Source organism: Sphingopyxis sp. Root1497, assembly GCF_001427085.1.
GTDB lineage: Bacteria > Pseudomonadota > Alphaproteobacteria > Sphingomonadales > Sphingomonadaceae > Sphingopyxis.
Window position 1 is genome coordinate 1 of sequence record NZ_LMGF01000003.1, and the last position, 16,183, is coordinate 16,183.

Sequence of the window (16,183 nt, forward strand, 5' to 3'; positions counted from 1 at the left end):
CGACGACGTCATCAACGTGTCGGGCCACCGCATGGGCACCGCCGAGGTCGAAAGCGCGCTCGTGCTGCACGAACTCGTCGCCGAAGCCGCGGTCGTCGGCTTCCCGCACGACATCAAGGGCCAGGGCATCTACGCCTATGTCACCCTCAATGCCGGGGTCGAGGCAACCGAAGAGGTCGCCGCCGCGCTCAAGCAGCAGGTCCGCAAGGAAATCGGCCCGATCGCGACCCCCGACCATATCCACCTCACACCCGGACTGCCCAAGACGCGCTCGGGCAAGATCATGCGCCGCATCCTGCGCAAGATCGCCGAGAATGATTTCACCTCGCTCGGCGACACCTCGACCCTCGCCGACCCCAGCCTCGTCGATGGACTCATCGAGGGGCGCAAGAACCGCTAAACTTCACTCGCAGCGCATCGACGGCCGGTACACCTGCATCGCGTTGGTGCCGGTATTGCCGCCCAGCGTGATCGCGCCGCCGGGCAGGAAGATGCGTCCGCCGATCACCGCGCTGCCCTTCAACCCGTGCATCGCGATCGGCAGATCGGGCAGCCGCGTCCAGCGGTCGGCGCGCGGATCATAAGCGTAGGTGGTCGGCGTGAGGCCCAGCACATGCGCCCGCTCGCCCTCGCCGCCGAACACGAACATACATCCGGCATGCGCCGCCCCGGTGACGCCGCCGCGCGGCGCCGGAAGCGGCGCGCCCTTGCTCCAGCGCCGCGTCGCCGGATCGTATATCTCGACGACATCGACCCGCTCGGCCATCGCGCCCGGACCGGTGCGGCCGCCGGCGACGACGATCTTCCCGCCCAGCGCGACCATCGCCAGATGATTGCGCTGCGTCGGCAGGTCGGGCAGCTTTTCCCATGTGTCGGTCGCCGGATCATAGACCTCGAACGCATGGCCGCCCGGCGGGCGCCCGCCGGCGACATAGATTTTGCCGTCGATCACCGCCTTGCCGCCGCCGCTCCGCGCGGTCGGCATCGCCGCGCGCTGGACCCAGCCGCCGACCGCCGGGTCGTGCTCCCAGACATGCGCGACAAAAATCTCGGGCCGCCCGGTACTCGCGCCGTCGATCTCGCCGCCGATCACGTAGAGCTTGCCGCCGACCGCGGCGGCCATCATGTGGTGGATCGGCTGCGGCAACCGCGGCCCGAGCGACCAGCGGCTCGCGACCGGGTCGTAAATCTGGACGAGGTTCGACGGCAGCCGCCCGGGCGGATAGCCGCCGAGCACCCAGATCTTGCCGCCCATTTCGGCCACCGCATGCTCGGAACGCGCCAGCGGCATCGCGAGACCCAGGCTCCACCCGTCGAACTCGGGCGCCGAGCCGACCGGCGCGCCCGCGCTCACCCGCTCGTTCCAGGTTTCGACCAGTTCATTGTCTTGCACCGGCGTCGCCTCCTGCTGCGCCGCCGCGCTCGTCGCGAGCAGCAGAGCCGCGCCCATGACCACCCAATCGCGCATCATCGTCGTCTCCCGGCCTGCCGCCCCGCGCATCGGGGACGTCTTCGCCATCCGCATTCCATCAGACTGACGAGATTGACCGGCGCGTCGATGCCCTGATCGACGAACGACGGTTTCGCTCGACGAGCGTTACTTCGCCAGCGCCTCGCAAAGCCGGTCGGTCGCCAGCGCGATGTGCGATTCCGCCGTCTCGCGATTCGCGGGGCTGTTCTGCACGCCGCGCGTCTCGGTGTTGAACGCGAGCAAGCTCCCGACGCGCTGGTCGGGGAAAAGGCTGAGATAAGCACGAAAGCCGTTCTGGTCGCCATTATGACCGACGAAACGTACCGCCGCACTGCGATCGATAAAGAAGGACAGCCCGCTCTGCGTCGTCGTCGCCATGCGGCCCTGGGTGAAATCCGCGCCCGCCGAGATCTGCGGCACCCACATCTCATCGATCGACGAGCGCTTCAGCACCAGATCATAGTCGGCGGCGCGCGCCGGATCGCCAAGCAGGAAGCCGACATAGTTCGCCATGTCGGGCAGCGGCGCGTTGAGCCCGCCGTTCGACACCGTTACCCCGGTGTCGACATCGAACGGCGCGGCGACACGCTTGCCGTCACGGACATAATAGCTGTGCGACCGGTGCGGCAGCAGGTGCGGCGGCGTGCGGTCGAAAGTGCTGTCGTGCATACCCAGCGGCTTCAGGATATTTTTGTCGACATAGACTTCATAATCTTCGCCCGACAGCCGCTCGATCACCTGCCCCAGATAGACGATGCCGGGGTTCGAATAGCCGAACCGGCTGCCCGGTTCGAACTCGACCTGGGTATAGGGAAGCATCGCGACCAGCTGCGACCAGCGCGCGGGCTCGAACGGCTGCCAGTCATGGTCGCGCCAGGGCCAGGTCCCGCTGCGAAACCCCGCGCTGTGGCTCATCAGCTGGCGCAAGGTGATCGCGCCCGTGTCGCCATAGGGGTTATGCACCGCCGCCAGCTCGGGGACATATTTGACGATCGGGTCGTCGAGCGACAGCAGCCCGCGATCGCGCAGCTGCATGATCGCGATGCCCGTCATCGTCTTGGTCACCGACGCCCAATGATAGATGGTGCGCGCATCGACGGGGACATGCGCGTCCGCGTCCTGCTCGCCCAGATGGTCGGCCGCGACAACCTGCCCGTCGCGCACGACGTAAAAGCTGCTCCCGGCAATATTCGCGCGGCGCGTTTCGGCGCGATGGAGCTGGCGAAAATCACGCAGCGCGGCGTCGAAACCGCCCTCGTCCGCCCCGGCGGACGGGGCTGCGGTCAGGCAAAGGGCGGCGGCAATCCAGCGCGACATGGCAATCCCCCGTCTCTTCATCGAAATATCAGGCCGCGACCGCGTGCCCGCGCTGCATCGCGAGGATGCGCGCCTCGACCTGATCGAGCGCGTCGAGCGCGGTGACGAGGTCGGCGTTGACCGACGCGCCGAGTTCGCGGCTCAGCGCATCGCCGGTCCCAAGCATTTCGGCAAAGGTCGCGCGGTCGAAGGCCAGCAACGTCGCCTGCTCGCTCGTCCGCAGCAGCCGGTCGTGTGCCATGCCCGATAGCATCGGCGACAGACCGACAAGCTGGCCGGGACCGGTGACGGTCAGCTGATAGATACCCTCCCTGTGCGGCAGGCCGCTGCGCACCGCACCGCGCACGACGAGCCACAGCCGGTCCGAAACCGCGCCGGGCGTCGCCAGATCCCTGTCCGCCGGCGCATCGACGCGCGTTCCGGCATCCCAGAAGGCGCGGCGCTGGCCCGGCGTCATCGCCGCGCAACAGGGGAGCTTGGCGAGAAAGGCCTCGGCCGCGAAATCCTCCTCGCTCACCGGCGGCAGCGCCCGCTGCGGGCGCGGCGTGAAGCTATCGGGGGTTTCGGACAGCATCGCGGCAATATCGCGCGTCTTGCCCGCAACGCGCGCCGCGACCAGCCGGCCAAGCGCGGTCTGCAATTGCAGCGAGGCGGGGCGAAGCTGCGACAACGCCGCGCGAAACTGATCGGCGGGCATATACCAGCTGCGCACCGGTCCGCGCGCAATGCCCATCGCCGATCGTTTGATGTCGCGGCCGATCAGCGCCATGTCGCCGATGACCTCGCCCGGACCGACCTGCGCGAGCAAGGCCAGCCCGCCGCCGGGCAGGCGTTTGCCGATATCGACCCGGCCCTCGTCGATCAGGTACAGGCCCTCGGCGCGCTCATTCTGGACGAGCAGCGCCTCGCCATCGGCGAAATGGCGCACCGTGAAGGCGTCGGCGATTTCGGCGCGCGCGGCGTCGTCGAGGTCCGCGAACAGCGGCACGTCCGCCAGCCGGCTGGCGGACAGCGCGCTCAAGCCAGCACCGCCCATGTCGGCGCATGGTCGCTCGCCTTCTCGCGCCCGCGATGGTCCTTGTCGACCCCGGCATCGACCAGCCGGTCGGCGAGCGCAGGGCTCAAAAGCAGATGGTCGATGCGAAAGCCATGGTCGCGCTGCCAACCCCCCGCCTGATAATCCCAGAAGGTCCACACCCCGCCCGCGGGATGGCGGCTGCGGATCGCGTCGGTCCAGCCGTCACCGAGCAGGCGGAACCAGGCGTCGCGCGATTCGGGCTGCATCAGCGCATCGGTCGACATCGCGCGTGGGTCCCACACATCGTCATCGTGCGGGATGACATTATAGTCGCCGGTCAGGATCGTCGGGATCTCGGCGGTGAGCAGCGCCTTCGCGCGCTCGCGCAGCCGCGCCATCCAGCGCAATTTATAATCGAACTTCGGCCCCGGCTGCGGATTGCCGTTGGGCAGGTAGATCGACGCGACGCGCACGCCGTGCACGTCGGCCTCCAGGTAACGCGACTGCTCGTCCTCGGCTTCGCCCGCCAGCCCGCGCTGCACCTCGACCGGCGTCGTGCCTTTGGCGAGGATCGCGACACCGTTGAAGCCCTTTTGCCCGTGATAGAGAAAGCCGTAACCCGCGGCCTCAATCTCCTTGGTTGGCATCGTCTCGTCGCTCGACTTCAGCTCCTGCAGGCAGGCGATATCGGGCTGGGTTTCCTCCAGCCATTCGACGAGACGCGGCAGGCGCGCCTTGATTCCGTTGATGTTGAAGGTCGCGATTTTCATGCCGCACCTATGGCAGCAACGGGGTCGCGACGAAAGGCGTCAGATCGAGAAGCTCGACCCGCAGCCGCAGCCCGAGGCCGCGTTGGGATTTTCGACCTTGAACGACGACCCGCCGAGCGAATCGACAAAATCGACGATACAGCCGCGCACCAGGTCGATGCTGACGGGATCGACGACCAGCTTCACCCCGTCGGTCTCGGTGACGATATCCTCGGCATCGATGCCTTCGGCGAGCCCGAAACGATAGGTAAAGCCAGAACAGCCGCCGCCATCGACCGCGAGGCGCAGTGCAGCCTCTGCTTCACCCTTGCGGTTGGCGATCCAGCGGACGCGCGCCGCGGCGGCGGGGGACAGGGTGATATCGGAAAGCTGCGTGGCCATGGTGCCAAGATAGGGCGTGCGAGCACGAATGGAAGGGGGTGTGGTGACGATGGATCGCGGCGTTTTGTCGGCTTTGGTGTGAGTGGCGACCCTGAAGATCCTCCCCATCGCGAAGCGTTGGGGAGGGGGACCGCCGCGAAGCGGTGGTGGAGGGGTCGGTACGGTGCGTCATGGTGAGAGGTTTGAACCCCTCCGTCAGCCCTGCGGGCTGCCACCTCCCCATCGCTTCGCGTGGGGAGGATCTTGCGTCCAACCGAGGCATACCGCCCAAATGAAAAGGGCGCCCCGGCTTGGACCGGTGGGCGCCCCCTCCTCTCCGACCCTGAAAAGCTTTTTATTCGGGACCGCCCATCGCCAGCTTGTCGCCGGTGATCGCGGCGATCGCCATGCTGTCCTGGCGGCAGAAGGGCATCGGATTGACCGGCGCGCCTTCGATGCGGACTTCATAATGGAGGTGGTTGCCGGTCGAGCGCCCGGTCGAACCGACGTAACCGACGACCTGCCCCTTCTTCACCTGCTGGCCCGGGGCCACGATGTAGGAGGACATATGGCCGTAGCGCGTCTGGATCGCGTTGCCATGCTCGATTTCGACATAATTGCCATAGCCGCCGAGGCGCTGGGCGCGACCGACGATGCCGTCGGCGGTCGCATAGATCGGGGTACCGTGCGGCGCGGGAATATCGACGCCATTGTGGCGCGCGACCTTGCCGGTGATCGGGTGCACGCGCATGCCGTAGGACGACGACAGCGACATATTCTCGATCGGAACCCGCGACGGGATGGCGACGCCGATATTGGCGGTCAGGCCGGTGTCGAGGCGCTTCCACGCCTGGAAAATCGCGCGGGCTTCGGTATCTTCGCTGGTCTGCGGAACGCCGGCCGTGAAGCTGTCGTCATCGGGTTCGTCGGGAACGACGATGCCCGCATCGGCGCTGGTATCGGCAGCCTGAACAGCCGGGGCGGTGAAGCCCATCAGCGCGGTGGCACAAAAAATCAGCCCAAAACGAAACTTTTGCGCCAGAAGAGTGTTTATCACTTAACGACCCCGCATCTGCCATGTCGCCAATGGAAAATTTTCCGTTGGTGCCGGTTTTGTCTGCATTGGATGATTGATCATCCGCCCGCGATGATGTCTGCGGGGTCAATCGTTACGAAGCAATAACAGCGTAGTATTCTTGCGTTAAACCGGCGTCGAGGCGCGCTGAGTCGTTGAACGGCGGCTTCAAAGACCCCCGAAATCGCGATTTTACGAGGCTTTGCCAGGTTAACGTCCGGGCGAATCCCTGTTCATCGCACGCCCGGTTGAACCAGTCTGTGCCCGCGCTCACATGGCGAATCTCGTCGCGGTAAATGCGCCGCAGGATCGCGGCCGATGCGGTATCGCCGACATCCTCGAACCGAGTGATCATCGCCGGCGTCACGTCGAGCCCGCGCGCTTCGAGCACCATCGGCACGATCGCCAGCCGCGCCAGCGCATCGTCGCTCGTCGCCTCGGCCGCCTCCCATAATCCGGTATGCGCGGGCAGCGCGCCATAATGGCTGCCGAGCGCACGCAGCCGCCGGTCGAGCAGCGCGAAATGCATCGCCTCGTCCGCCGCCACCCCGATCCAGTCGTCGACGAAGGCGCGCGGAAATTCTCCCCCGAAGCGTCCGACAAGGTCCACCGCAAGGTCGATCGCGACGAACTCGATATGCGCGAGCGCGTGGAGCATCGCGATGCGTCCGCGCTCGGAACCTCCCTTGCGGCGGCTCGGCATGCGGTTGGGCGGCAGCAGCTGGGGATGTTCGGGCCAGGCCGGCCGATCGGGCATCGCGACGTCGCAGCGATGCGCGAGGTCGCCGCGCCGCCAGGCGCGCGCCAGTTCGCGCGCCGCGCGCCTTTTGGCGTGCGGATCGGCGGTCAGCAGCACCGCCCGCGCAGCTTCGCCCAAGGAGTTCATGGATTCCCTATCCCGTTCGCGTCGAGCGAAGTCGAGACGCCCCTCGGTCCAGCACGGCGTCTCGACTTCGCCCGACGCGAACGGAAAAAGGGGCAGTAATCATCAAAGCGCCTTCGCCGCCTCCAGCACCGCTTCGGCATGGCCCTTCACACGGACCTTGCGCCACTCGCGCGCGAGCTTGCCGTCGGCGCCGAACAGGAAGGTCGAGCGTTCGATCCCCATATAGCTACGGCCGTAATTCTGCTTTTCGACCCAGGTCCCGAACGCTTCGCACACCATGCCCTCTTCGTCCGAAGCAAGGCGGACGGTCAGCCCATATTTGTCGCGGAACTTGCACAGTTTTGCCGGCGCGTCGCGCGACACCGCCAGCACCTGCGCGCCGAGCTTCGCGAAGTCGTCGGCAAGCCGCGTGAAATCCTGCGCTTCGACGGTGCAACCCGGCGTGTCGGCCTTGGGGTAGAAATAGACGACCAGCGGCGCGCCCGTCAGGCCCGCAAGGTCGATCGCCGCGCCATCGGCATCGAGCAGGGGCACCGCGGGAATGGCATCGCCGATTGCGAGGGTCATCGTTCGTCTCCTCAAATAAATAGGGACAGTCCCTATTTAATCCAACTGGCAGCGCCATCGCCGGATCGCTTCGTCGTTAAATAGGGATTGTCCCTATTGGCTGCGATCGCGAATCGAAGCCCACCAGTTTGTAATCTCCTGCCGCGCGGCGTCGTGCGCGGCAAGCAGTTGCGGCCAGCCCGGTTCGCCGCACTGGCTCGCCACCAATTGCCGCGCCGCGGCGGTCGCGGGCTCACCCTCCGGTGCGGTCAGCCGCAGCATCACGAGCATGCGCGCGAGCAGCGCATGCGCCTCGCACACTTCGGGCGGTGCGAGGCCCTTGCCCTTCAGGCAAGCGAGCGCCGCCGCGATATTGGGGTCATGGCATTCGCCGCTGGCGAGCTGGGTCACCTGCATCGCGAATTCGAGGTCGACCAGCCCGCCCGGCCCGCCCTTGATGTCGAGCGCGCCCTTCGGCGGCTTGTGTGCCGCCATCTTGTCGCGCATCTCGGCGGCGTCCTGCGTCAGTTTCGCTGCATCGCGCGGCGCCGCGAGCAGCGTGTCGATGACGCACTGCACCTCGGCCTTCGCACCGTCCGATCCATAGACCGGCCGCGCGCGGAGCAGCGCCATATGCTCCCACGTCCAGGCCTCCTCGCGCTGATAACGTTCAAAGCTGTCGAGCGTGACGACCAGCGGCCCCTGCGCGCCCTGCGGCCGCAGCCTGGTATCGACGTCATAGAGCTTGCCCGCCGCGGTCGGCACCGACATCGCCGCGGTCACCCGCTGCGCGAGGCGGTTGTAATAGGTCGTCGCGCCGAGCGGCCGCCGCCCGTCGGATTCGGCGAGATGATCGCCGGTGAACAGATAGATCAGATCGAGGTCCGACGCGTGCGTCAGCGCCCGTCCACCGAGCCGGCCCAGCGCGAGGACCACCAATTCGCTGTCGGCGATCCGCCCATGCGCCTCGACGAATTCGGCGACCGTCGCATCGGCGAGCACCTGCAGCGCCGCCTCGGCAAGCTCGGCATAGCCGCGCGCAATGACCATCGGGTCGCTCGCGCCCGCGATCAGTTGCACGCCATATGCGAAGCGCCGCTCGCCGACCCGGTCGCGCACGCGGTCGAGCAGGCGTTCGTAATCGAGCCCGGCCAGCCCCGGTGCCCACTCCGCTCGTAATTGCGCCTTGTCGGCGGGCGCATCGAAAGCGCGTTTGTCGATCAGCCCTTCGATCAGTTCGACCCGCACGCCCAGCGCCTCGGCAAGCGTCGGTGCCAGCGTCAGCACGCGCACCGCGACCTTGGCGAGTTCGGGCTGCGCCGCGAGCAGATGGAAAAAATTGATCGCGCTCGGCAACCCCGACACCAGCTTGTCGAAACGGGTCAGCGCCGCTTCGGGATCGGGTGCGGCGCCCAGCGCCTTGACCAGTTCGGGCAGCACCGTCTCGAGCGCGTCCTGCGCCGCGGGGGTGCGCAGCGCGCGCAGCTTGCCCCCTCGCCATTCGGCGATCGCGCGCAATGCCGGCTCGGGCGGCTCGAACCCGGCGGCCATCAGCGCCCCGGCGAGTTCGCCCTCGTCGCGCGGCAGCCCGCTGGTCGCCGCCCGTTCGAGGACGAGCCGGTCGTAACAGGCGGCGACCTCGGCGGTGACGGGCTGGAGCATCGCGAGCAGCGCCGCGCCGTCGGCATGCCCGTCGAGCCGCGCCACCGCATCCAGCGCGTCGGGCTGCAGCGGCAGGCCATGCGTCTGCTGGTCCTCGATCATCTGCAACCGATGCTCGATCCGCCGCAGCACCGCATAATGGCCGGTCAGCCGCTCGGCGATATCGGCGCCGATCCGCCCGGCTTTAGCGAGCGCCGCAAGCGCGTCGACTGTCGCCCGCACACGCAGCGACGGGTCGCGCCCGCCAAAGATCAACTGGTGGACCTGCGCGAAAAACTCGATCTCGCGGATGCCGCCGCGCCCGCGCTTGAGGTCATATCCCGGCCCGAAGGCCTGCCCCTGCGCGAAATGGTCGCGAATGCGGTCGCTCATCGCGCCGATTTCCTTGAGCTGGCGAAAATCGAGGCTGCGGCGCCAGATGAAAGGCTGGATCGCGGAGAGGAACTCGCCGCCAAGCGCACGGTCGCCAGCCGATGCGCGCGACCGGATGAACGCGGCCTGCTCCCACGCCAGCGCTTCGGATTCATAATAGGATATCGCGGCATCGACGGGCAGCACGATCGGCGTCACCTCCGGGTGTGGGCGCAGCCGAAGGTCGACGCGCAGCACATGCCCGTTCGCCGTACGCGCCGACAATATTTCGGTCATCCGCCGCGCGATCCGCACCGCCGCCTCGGTCGGATCGTCGCGTTGGCGACGCGGCATCGTCTCCGGATCGAAGATCAGGATCGGGTCGATGTCCGAAGAGTAATTGAGTTCGTGGCTGCCGAGCTTGCCGAGCGCGATCACCGACAGCCCGCGCGGCTCTTCGCCCGGCATCCGTTCGGCAAAGGCAGCAGCAAGCGCGGCATCGCAGGCGGCGTCGGCAAACGCCGACAGGTGCCGCGTCGTCGTCGCGACATCATGCTCGCCCGACAGGTCGCCGAGCGCAAGCAACAAGGCGATGCGCCCGCGCCACTGGCGCAGGCTCACCATGATATCGTCATCCATCGGCGGCGCGGCGACCGCCGCCAGCGCGGCGTCGGTGCCGTCGGTCAGGAAGCGCGTCACATCATCGGGCTGCAACTCGGCCAGCCGCGCGAGAAAGGGCGCATTGGCAGTCAGGCGATCGAGCGCCGATTGGCGTTGGGAAGTCATCGCCCCGCCCTATCACCTGCTCCGGCCAAGCTCGCAACCCATAGCGCGCAAAAGCGAAGGGATGACCTCAGGCCGGAACCGTGCTCTCGTCGAAGAACAGCACCTGCGAGATCGCGGCGCGCAGCGTCGCGGGCTGGTATGGCTTGGTGAGCAAGAAGGCCGGCTCGGGGCGGTCGCCGGTGAGCAGCCGTTCGGGGAAGGCGGTGATGAAGATGACCGGCACTTTCAGGTCGGCCAGGATTTCCTGCACCGCCTCGATCCCCGAGCTGTTGTCGGCAAGTTGGATGTCGGCGAGCACTAGGCTCGGCGTGTGCGCCTGCGCCTCGGCGACCGCTTCGCGATGCGTCGTCGCGACGGCCACGACCTCATGCCCCAGGTCGCGCACGATCATTTCGATGTCCATCGCGATGATCGGCTCGTCCTCGATAATCAGGATGCGCGCGCGTGTCTGGCGGTCGATCTCGGCCATCGCATCGTCGATCAGGCCGCGCACCGTGGCAGCGTCGCGGCCAATGATACGCCCGGCCTCATCTTCGCTGAAGCCTTCGACCGCCGTCAGCAGCAGGGCCTGGCGCGCGAGCGAGGGAATGCGGCGCAGCCGCGCGTCGGCGATCGCGATGTCGGCGGCGGCGGCGGCGGGTTCGTCCGATTGCCCCTGTTGCTCGCTGGCGAGCCCGAAATTGTCATGCACCATGCGATAGAGTTGGATGCGCAGGTCGGCGCGCGTATCGACCGCCGCCGGGTTTGCGACCAAAGTCTGCAACAAGCCCGCGACCAAAGCATCGCCGCTCCGCTGGCTTCCCGAAATCGCACGGCCGTAGCGGCGCAGATAGGGAAGATGCGGCGCGATCGCCTGACCCAATGACATAGTTTACCTCCTGATACAGGTCCATGCCTGCCTCGAAACCCGCCGGAATCGGACGATGCTCCGCCCGCGCCCGATATTATTGCGCCGACGTGGAACGATCTAACGGCAAATTGGTTTCATGGGGAAGAAGAAACGCGCCATTGCTCTTTGTTGAAGGCGCGGTTAGCTACAGGCCCCATGTCCATTGGATATCATGATAATGCCGTCTGAATCCGGGTCCCCTTCACAGAAGCGAACCGGAAAAGACGGTGACAAGAAAATGACCAGAAAGGCGCAGGACGTGAACATCGCCCTGCGTCGCGCCTATGAGTCTGCGGTCGACGAGACGATCCCCGATTCGATGATGGACCTGCTCAACAAGCTCAACTGAGTCGCGTCACCCGGCCTTGCCACGCTGATACCGACTCTCGAAATCCGACTGGAAAGCCGCGAAGCGCCCCTCGGCGATCGCATCGCGCATCCCCTGCATCAGATCCTGATAGAAATGCAGGTTGTGCTGCGTCATCAACATCGCGCCAAGCATCTCGCCCGCGCGGACGAGATGGTGGAGATAGGCGCGCGTCCAAGTCGAGCATACCGGGCAGCCGCAGGCCTCGTCCAGCGGCGCCTGATCCTCGGCATGCTTTGCATTGCGGATGTTGACCGGACCGCTCCAGGTGAAGGCCTGCCCGTTACGCCCCGAACGCGTCGGCAGCACGCAGTCGAACATGTCCACACCGCGCGCGACCGCACCGACCAGATCGTCCGGCTTGCCGACCCCCATCAGGTAGCGCGGCCGGTCGTCGGGCAGTTGGCTCGGCGCATAGTCGAGCACGCCAAACATCGCCGCCTGACCCTCACCCACCGCAAGCCCGCCGATCGCATAGCCATCGAAGCCGATGTCGGTCAGCGCCGCCGCCGAGCGTGCGCGGAGCGTCTCGTCGAGCGAGCCTTGCTGGATTCCGAACAGCGCCGAACGCGCCGCATGTTCCTCGCCGGCGTCGAAGCCCGCGCGGCTGCGCGCGGCCCAACGCATCGATCGTTCCATGCTCGCCTCGGCGCGCCTGGCATCGACGCCATTCGGCGGGCATTCGTCGAACGCCATCACGATGTCGCTGCCGAGCAGCCGCTGGATCTCCATCGAGCGTTCGGGCGTTAGCATGTGACGCGATCCGTCGAGATGGCTCTGGAACGCCACGCCTTCCTCGCTCTGCTTGGTCAGCGCCGACAGGCTCATCACCTGATAGCCGCCGCTGTCGGTCAGGATCGGCCGGTCCCACCCCATGAATTTGTGCAAGCCACCCAACCGCGCCATGCGCTCGGCGCCGGGGCGCAACATCAAATGATAGGTGTTGCCCAGGATGATGTCGGCGCCGGTCGCGCGAACGTCCGCAGGGCGCATCGCCTTCACCGTCGCGGCGGTGCCGACGGGCATGAAGGCGGGGGTGCGGATGTCGCCGCGCTGCATCGCGATGACGCCGGTTCGCGCTGCGCCATCGGTCGCGGCGACCGAAAAGGTGAATCTTGTGGTCATGGCGCGCGCCTATGGCGGGCGGGCGCGCGAAAGTCGAGCGCCGCGCCTATTCGCGCTCGTCCTCGCTCGATGGCTCATCGGCAGCCGCCTTCGCCTTTTCCTTCGGCTTTTCCTTCGCGAAGATTTCCGCCAGTTCCTTCTTCCGCGCCGCGGTCAGCCCCTCTTCGGCGGCGGGAAACATCTCTTCCTCTTCCTCGTCGATATGGTGGAGATAGCGATGCTTCATCGTCCGGAATCGCGTCAGCCAGCCGGTCGAGGCAAAGTCCATCTCATAGAGTTCGGTGAGCATCTCGTCGATTTCCTTATGCTCGCTCGCACTGTGCTGGGCGTCCTCGCGCAGGTCGGGCTGGCCCATCATCGTCGCATAAAGCGAGAGTTCCTCGGACGCCGCGTGCGCGGTCACCTCGACGCGGAACGCCTCGAACAATTGCTCGCGCTCGGGGCTGTCGCCATGGGTGTCGTCGATCCGGTCGAGCAGATCGCGATGCCGGTCGTGATCGGCCTTGAGTCGCGCGAATATCTTTGCTTCCGCCATGATCGTCTCCGTTCGCTGATCCCTCGAACGGATAACGGCTTATGACGGCAGCGGTTCCGCTGCGGCGAAGTCAGGGTCCCTTGGGGGCTTCGGTCGGCGCCTCGGCAGGCTGCGTCGGCAAAGGCCGCACCGGTTCGACATAATCCGAATAGAGCGCGGTCGCCTTGGCCGCGACGCGGTCGAGCACCTCGGTCTTCTGGTCCGCAAGCATCTGATCGGTGATCGCCCTCCCCGATTCGTCGCCGAGCGCAGCCGCGACCGAGAACCACGCGGCGGCGGTTTCCTTGTCGGCCGCAACGCCCTGCCCTTCGAGATAGAGGATGCCGATGCCGTAAAAGGCGTGCGGCTCGCGCTTTCTTGCCGCCGCCTGATAATAGTCCATCGCCTTGGCGAAATCGACCGGCGTGCCGCGACCATTGGCGTGCATCACGGCCAAGCTGACCTGCGCCGCCAGATTATCCTGCGCCGCCGCCTTCTTCAGCCAGCCGAACGCAGCCTTCGGATCCTCGGTCACACCCTCGCCGGTGTCGTACATAACGCCGAGGCGCCACTGGCACTGGCTAAGCCCCTTGTCGGCGCATTTGCGGTACAGCCCCGCTGCCTTCGCCTTGTCGGCAGTGATATTCTCACCATTGTCATAGAACCAGCCGAGCGCGAACTGCCCCTCCGGGTCACCCTCGCCCGCCTTTTCCTGCGCGAGCGCAAAAGCCTCGATCGGCTTGCCCGCCTCGATCAAGTCGGCGACCTGCTCGCCGGTCGATGCGGCGGTGAGCGCGACCCACGCCAATCCGACGATCGCAACGCGCTTGATATGATGTGCTGTGCTGAACATGGGTGCCTTTTGGCAAAGACGCAGCGTCGGCGCCAGCGCTACCTGCGCGACCGTGTCAGTTGCCCGTCCAGTCCGTCGTCGTGGTAAACGACGGCAGCGCCAGCGAGGTCGCGGTCTGCTGCGTGGCGGCGGCGATGAGATAGGGTGACACACGGTGCCGGGTGCACAGCCCGCCATTGCCGTCACTGACCATCGACTGTTCGAATTCGATGCCCTGCTGGTGCTTCTTGGTCCGGCGGACGGTTGCGGTGGCAAGTTGGCCTTCGCCGAAGTCGATCACGAACTGGGTGCCGATCGGCACGTCCATGATCCCTTCGATAAAGGCGCCGGTCGCCGACAGGTTACGCATCACGACGGTATAGCGGTAATTGTCGTGGATCGCACCGACATTGCGGAACATCTGGAAACGATCGTTGCGCTGACGCGCCGGCCCCGCTGGCTTGATCGTCCAGTTTCCCGATTCGGCATGGCCGAGCAGTTCGTCGTTCGACACCGACTTGCTGTACACATAACCTTGCACATGGCTGACGTTGAGTTTGCGGATCAGGTCGAGCTGGTCGAGCGATTCGATACCCTCGGCGGTCGTTTCCATTTCGAGCGCCTCGGCGAGCGCGACGATTGCCGCGATGATCGCGCCGTTGCGCGAACCCGGTTGGGTCGCACCGCGTACGAAGCTCTGGTCGATCTTGATCTTGTCGAACGGCGCCGACTGCAGATAGCCGAGCGACGAATAGCCGGTGCCGAAATCGTCGAGCGCGAGGCGGACGCCGATCGCCTTCAGCGCCTTGAACATTTGGCTGGTTTCGGCCGAATCGCCGAGAAAGACGCTTTCGGTGATTTCGAGTTCGAGCTGTTCAGGCGGCAGGCCGCTGGCGGCGAGCGCATGGGTGACGATTTTCGGCAGTTCGGCGTTGGCGAACTGGATCGGCGAGACATTGACCGCGACGCGCATCTCGCCCGGCCAGCGCGACGCGTCGTCGCACGCCTTGCGCAGCACCCATTCGCCGAGCGTCCAGATAAGGTTGGCTTCCTCGGCGATCGGGATGAACAGCGCCGGCGAGATCGGTCCGCGCTCGGGATGCGTCCAGCGGATCAGCGCCTCCATGCCGGTGACGGTGTCGGTCTTCGCGTTGACGATCGGCTGGTAAGAAAGCTCCATCTCGCCGCGTGCAAGCGCATCGCGCAAATCTTCCTCAAGCGCGCGGCGGTCTTCCGCCGACTGGTGCAGGTCGCTCGAGTAGAAGCTGAACCGGCCGCGCCCATTGCCCTTGGCCGCATAGAGCGCGAGGTCGGCGTTGCGAACGAGATTGTCGCTGTTGTCGCCGTCGAACGGACTGATCGCAACGCCAATCGAGGCGCCGATGATGCAGCGGCTACCCTCGACCGAATAGGGCTGCGACAGGCTGTTGATGATGTCCGACGCCATGTCGCCCAATTTGCCGCGATCCTCGACATCGGGCAGGATGATCTGGAATTCGTCGCCGCCCAGGCGGCTGACCATTTCCTTGTCACCCACGATCTTGAGCAGCCGTTCGGCGACCTGCTTGAGCAGCGCGTCGCCGGCGGGGTGGCCGAGCGTGTCGTTGACCTGTTTGAAGCGGTCGAGGTCGAGCAGCATGATCGCGCACGACCGCTGTTGCTGGGCGAAGGCGGCGAGCGTCGTATCGAGCTTTTTCGAGATGTTGAAGCGATTGGCGAGCCCGGTCAGCGAATCATACATCGCGAGCCGCGACGCATCCTCGGCCGACCGGCGCTGCTCGGTGATGTCGATGCCGCTGCCGCGATAGCCGGTGAAGCGGCCGCCGCCGTCGAAGTGCGGGCGTCCCGACACCGCCCACCAACGCTGGTCGCCCTCGAACGCGCCGCGCAGCGGCAATTCGTCGAATTTCGATTGTTTGGTGAGCAGGAAGGGCAGAGTGCGCTGCCGCTCGCCATGGCTGTCGACCGGCAGGAACAGGTCGGAAAAAGTGGCGCCGAGCATCGCGGCGGCGGTCCGACCCATCTGCTGCGCGACGTGATGGGTGATATAGGTCAGCCGACCGTCGGCATCGGTCGACCAGAACCAGCCCTGGCCGCTTTCCTCGTAATTCTGAAGGAGGAGCAACGCTTCCTTGGTGTGGATGCTGGGAACGACTTCAGGGCGCGGCGTCGCCGCGCGCGCGCTGAACTTGCCCAAAAAACCTCGCCCACCGC

The 16,183-nt window shown here is 66.2% G+C and carries 16 protein-coding genes; 2 read left to right on the forward strand and 14 right to left on the reverse strand.

Annotated features, from left to right (window positions below; all coding sequences use genetic code 11):
- Window positions 1-400 (forward strand): AMP-binding enzyme (locus ASD67_RS03460; protein ID WP_443028003.1); only part of this gene is annotated, 400 nt, incomplete at its 5' end.
- 3 nt (window positions 401-403) lie between these two features.
- Here the strand turns inward: ASD67_RS03460 and ASD67_RS03465 are convergent.
- The 10 genes from ASD67_RS03465 to ASD67_RS03510 all read right to left on the reverse strand — a co-directional run bounded on the left by ASD67_RS03465 (window position 404) and on the right by ASD67_RS03510 (window position 11,110).
- Entirely contained in the window at window positions 404-1,519 is a 1,116-nt protein-coding gene (locus ASD67_RS03465; RefSeq protein ID WP_056343463.1) for a Kelch repeat-containing protein, read from the reverse strand.
- Window positions 1,520-1,597: 78 nt separating this feature from the next.
- Window positions 1,598-2,788, reverse strand: a complete 1,191-nt coding sequence (locus ASD67_RS03470) for a serine hydrolase domain-containing protein (protein ID WP_056343467.1) — start codon at window positions 2,786-2,788, stop codon at window positions 1,598-1,600.
- A gap of 28 nt (window positions 2,789-2,816) precedes the next feature.
- On the reverse strand, window positions 2,817-3,809 hold the full coding sequence (locus ASD67_RS03475) for a cyclic nucleotide-binding domain-containing protein (protein WP_162248533.1): 993 nt from the start codon (window positions 3,807-3,809) through the stop codon (window positions 2,817-2,819).
- Entirely contained in the window at window positions 3,806-4,576 is a 771-nt protein-coding gene (gene xth / locus ASD67_RS03480; RefSeq protein WP_056343475.1) for an exodeoxyribonuclease III, read from the reverse strand. Before xth ends, ASD67_RS03475 begins: the two co-directional genes overlap by 4 nt.
- Window positions 4,577-4,615: 39 nt before the next feature.
- On the reverse strand, window positions 4,616-4,957 hold the full coding sequence (gene erpA, locus ASD67_RS03485) for an iron-sulfur cluster insertion protein ErpA (RefSeq protein WP_056343477.1): 342 nt from the start codon (window positions 4,955-4,957) through the stop codon (window positions 4,616-4,618).
- Window positions 4,958-5,291: 334 nt separating this feature from the next.
- Window positions 5,292-5,930: a M23 family metallopeptidase gene (locus ASD67_RS03490; protein WP_156377556.1), complete on the reverse strand. Its 639-nt coding sequence runs from the start codon at window positions 5,928-5,930 to the stop codon at window positions 5,292-5,294.
- A gap of 175 nt (window positions 5,931-6,105) precedes the next feature.
- Window positions 6,106-6,897 (reverse strand): ferritin-like domain-containing protein, encoded by a 792-nt coding sequence (locus ASD67_RS03495; protein WP_056343482.1) that lies wholly within the window; start codon window positions 6,895-6,897, stop codon window positions 6,106-6,108.
- Window positions 6,898-6,999: 102 nt separating this feature from the next.
- Entirely contained in the window at window positions 7,000-7,464 is a 465-nt protein-coding gene (locus ASD67_RS03500; protein WP_056343483.1) for a peroxiredoxin, read from the reverse strand.
- A gap of 93 nt (window positions 7,465-7,557) precedes the next feature.
- The gene (locus ASD67_RS03505) at window positions 7,558-10,242 is read right to left on the reverse strand and encodes a bifunctional [glutamine synthetase] adenylyltransferase/[glutamine synthetase]-adenylyl-L-tyrosine phosphorylase (protein ID WP_056343487.1); all 2,685 of its coding nucleotides are present in this window, start codon (window positions 10,240-10,242) and stop codon (window positions 7,558-7,560) included.
- A gap of 67 nt (window positions 10,243-10,309) precedes the next feature.
- Entirely contained in the window at window positions 10,310-11,110 is an 801-nt protein-coding gene (locus tag ASD67_RS03510) for a response regulator (RefSeq protein ID WP_056343488.1), read from the reverse strand.
- A 259-nt stretch (window positions 11,111-11,369) separates the two neighbouring features.
- Between ASD67_RS03510 and ASD67_RS23300 the strand changes: the two genes are divergently transcribed.
- Window positions 11,370-11,480: a NepR family anti-sigma factor gene (locus ASD67_RS23300; RefSeq protein WP_162248534.1), complete on the forward strand. Its 111-nt coding sequence runs from the start codon at window positions 11,370-11,372 to the stop codon at window positions 11,478-11,480.
- A 6-nt stretch (window positions 11,481-11,486) separates the two neighbouring features.
- Here the strand turns inward: ASD67_RS23300 and tgt are convergent, their stop codons facing one another.
- From tgt to ASD67_RS03530, 4 genes are all read right to left on the reverse strand, one after another.
- Window positions 11,487-12,623 (reverse strand): tRNA guanosine(34) transglycosylase Tgt, encoded by a 1,137-nt coding sequence (gene tgt / locus ASD67_RS03515; RefSeq protein ID WP_056343491.1) that lies wholly within the window; start codon window positions 12,621-12,623, stop codon window positions 11,487-11,489.
- A gap of 46 nt (window positions 12,624-12,669) precedes the next feature.
- A complete protein-coding gene (locus tag ASD67_RS03520) occupies window positions 12,670-13,158 on the reverse strand; it encodes a hemerythrin domain-containing protein (RefSeq protein ID WP_056343494.1) in 489 nt (162 codons plus the stop codon).
- Between the two features lie 70 nt (window positions 13,159-13,228).
- Window positions 13,229-13,990 (reverse strand): tetratricopeptide repeat protein, encoded by a 762-nt coding sequence (locus tag ASD67_RS03525; RefSeq protein ID WP_056343497.1) that lies wholly within the window; start codon window positions 13,988-13,990, stop codon window positions 13,229-13,231.
- A gap of 55 nt (window positions 13,991-14,045) precedes the next feature.
- Window positions 14,046-16,166: an EAL domain-containing protein gene (locus ASD67_RS03530; RefSeq protein WP_235535557.1), complete on the reverse strand. Its 2,121-nt coding sequence runs from the start codon at window positions 16,164-16,166 to the stop codon at window positions 14,046-14,048.
- Window positions 16,167-16,183 lie beyond the last annotated feature (17 nt).

What these genes read in the sequence shown, in the direction of transcription:
- ASD67_RS03500 (WP_056343483.1), bottom strand. Translation starts at nt 7,464, where the DNA reads ATGACCCTCGCAATCGGCGATGCCATTCCCGCGGTGCCCCTGCTCGAT.
- ASD67_RS03525 (WP_056343497.1), bottom strand. Translation starts at nt 13,990, where the DNA reads ATGTTCAGCACAGCACATCATATCAAGCGCGTTGCGATCGTCGGATTG.
- xth (WP_056343475.1), bottom strand. Translation starts at nt 4,576, where the DNA reads ATGAAAATCGCGACCTTCAACATCAACGGAATCAAGGCGCGCCTGCCG.
- erpA (WP_056343477.1), bottom strand. Translation starts at nt 4,957, where the DNA reads ATGGCCACGCAGCTTTCCGATATCACCCTGTCCCCCGCCGCCGCGGCG.
- ASD67_RS23300 (WP_162248534.1), top strand. Translation starts at nt 11,370, where the DNA reads ATGACCAGAAAGGCGCAGGACGTGAACATCGCCCTGCGTCGCGCCTAT.
- ASD67_RS03505 (WP_056343487.1), bottom strand. Translation starts at nt 10,242, where the DNA reads ATGACTTCCCAACGCCAATCGGCGCTCGATCGCCTGACTGCCAATGCG.
- ASD67_RS03465 (WP_056343463.1), bottom strand. Translation starts at nt 1,519, where the DNA reads ATGGCGAAGACGTCCCCGATGCGCGGGGCGGCAGGCCGGGAGACGACG.
- ASD67_RS03470 (WP_056343467.1), bottom strand. Translation starts at nt 2,788, where the DNA reads ATGTCGCGCTGGATTGCCGCCGCCCTTTGCCTGACCGCAGCCCCGTCC.
- tgt (WP_056343491.1), bottom strand. Translation starts at nt 12,623, where the DNA reads ATGACCACAAGATTCACCTTTTCGGTCGCCGCGACCGATGGCGCAGCG.
- ASD67_RS03490 (WP_156377556.1), bottom strand. Translation starts at nt 5,930, where the DNA reads ATGGGCTTCACCGCCCCGGCTGTTCAGGCTGCCGATACCAGCGCCGAT.
- ASD67_RS03495 (WP_056343482.1), bottom strand. Translation starts at nt 6,897, where the DNA reads ATGAACTCCTTGGGCGAAGCTGCGCGGGCGGTGCTGCTGACCGCCGAT.
- ASD67_RS03520 (WP_056343494.1), bottom strand. Translation starts at nt 13,158, where the DNA reads ATGGCGGAAGCAAAGATATTCGCGCGACTCAAGGCCGATCACGACCGG.
- ASD67_RS03510 (WP_056343488.1), bottom strand. Translation starts at nt 11,110, where the DNA reads ATGTCATTGGGTCAGGCGATCGCGCCGCATCTTCCCTATCTGCGCCGC.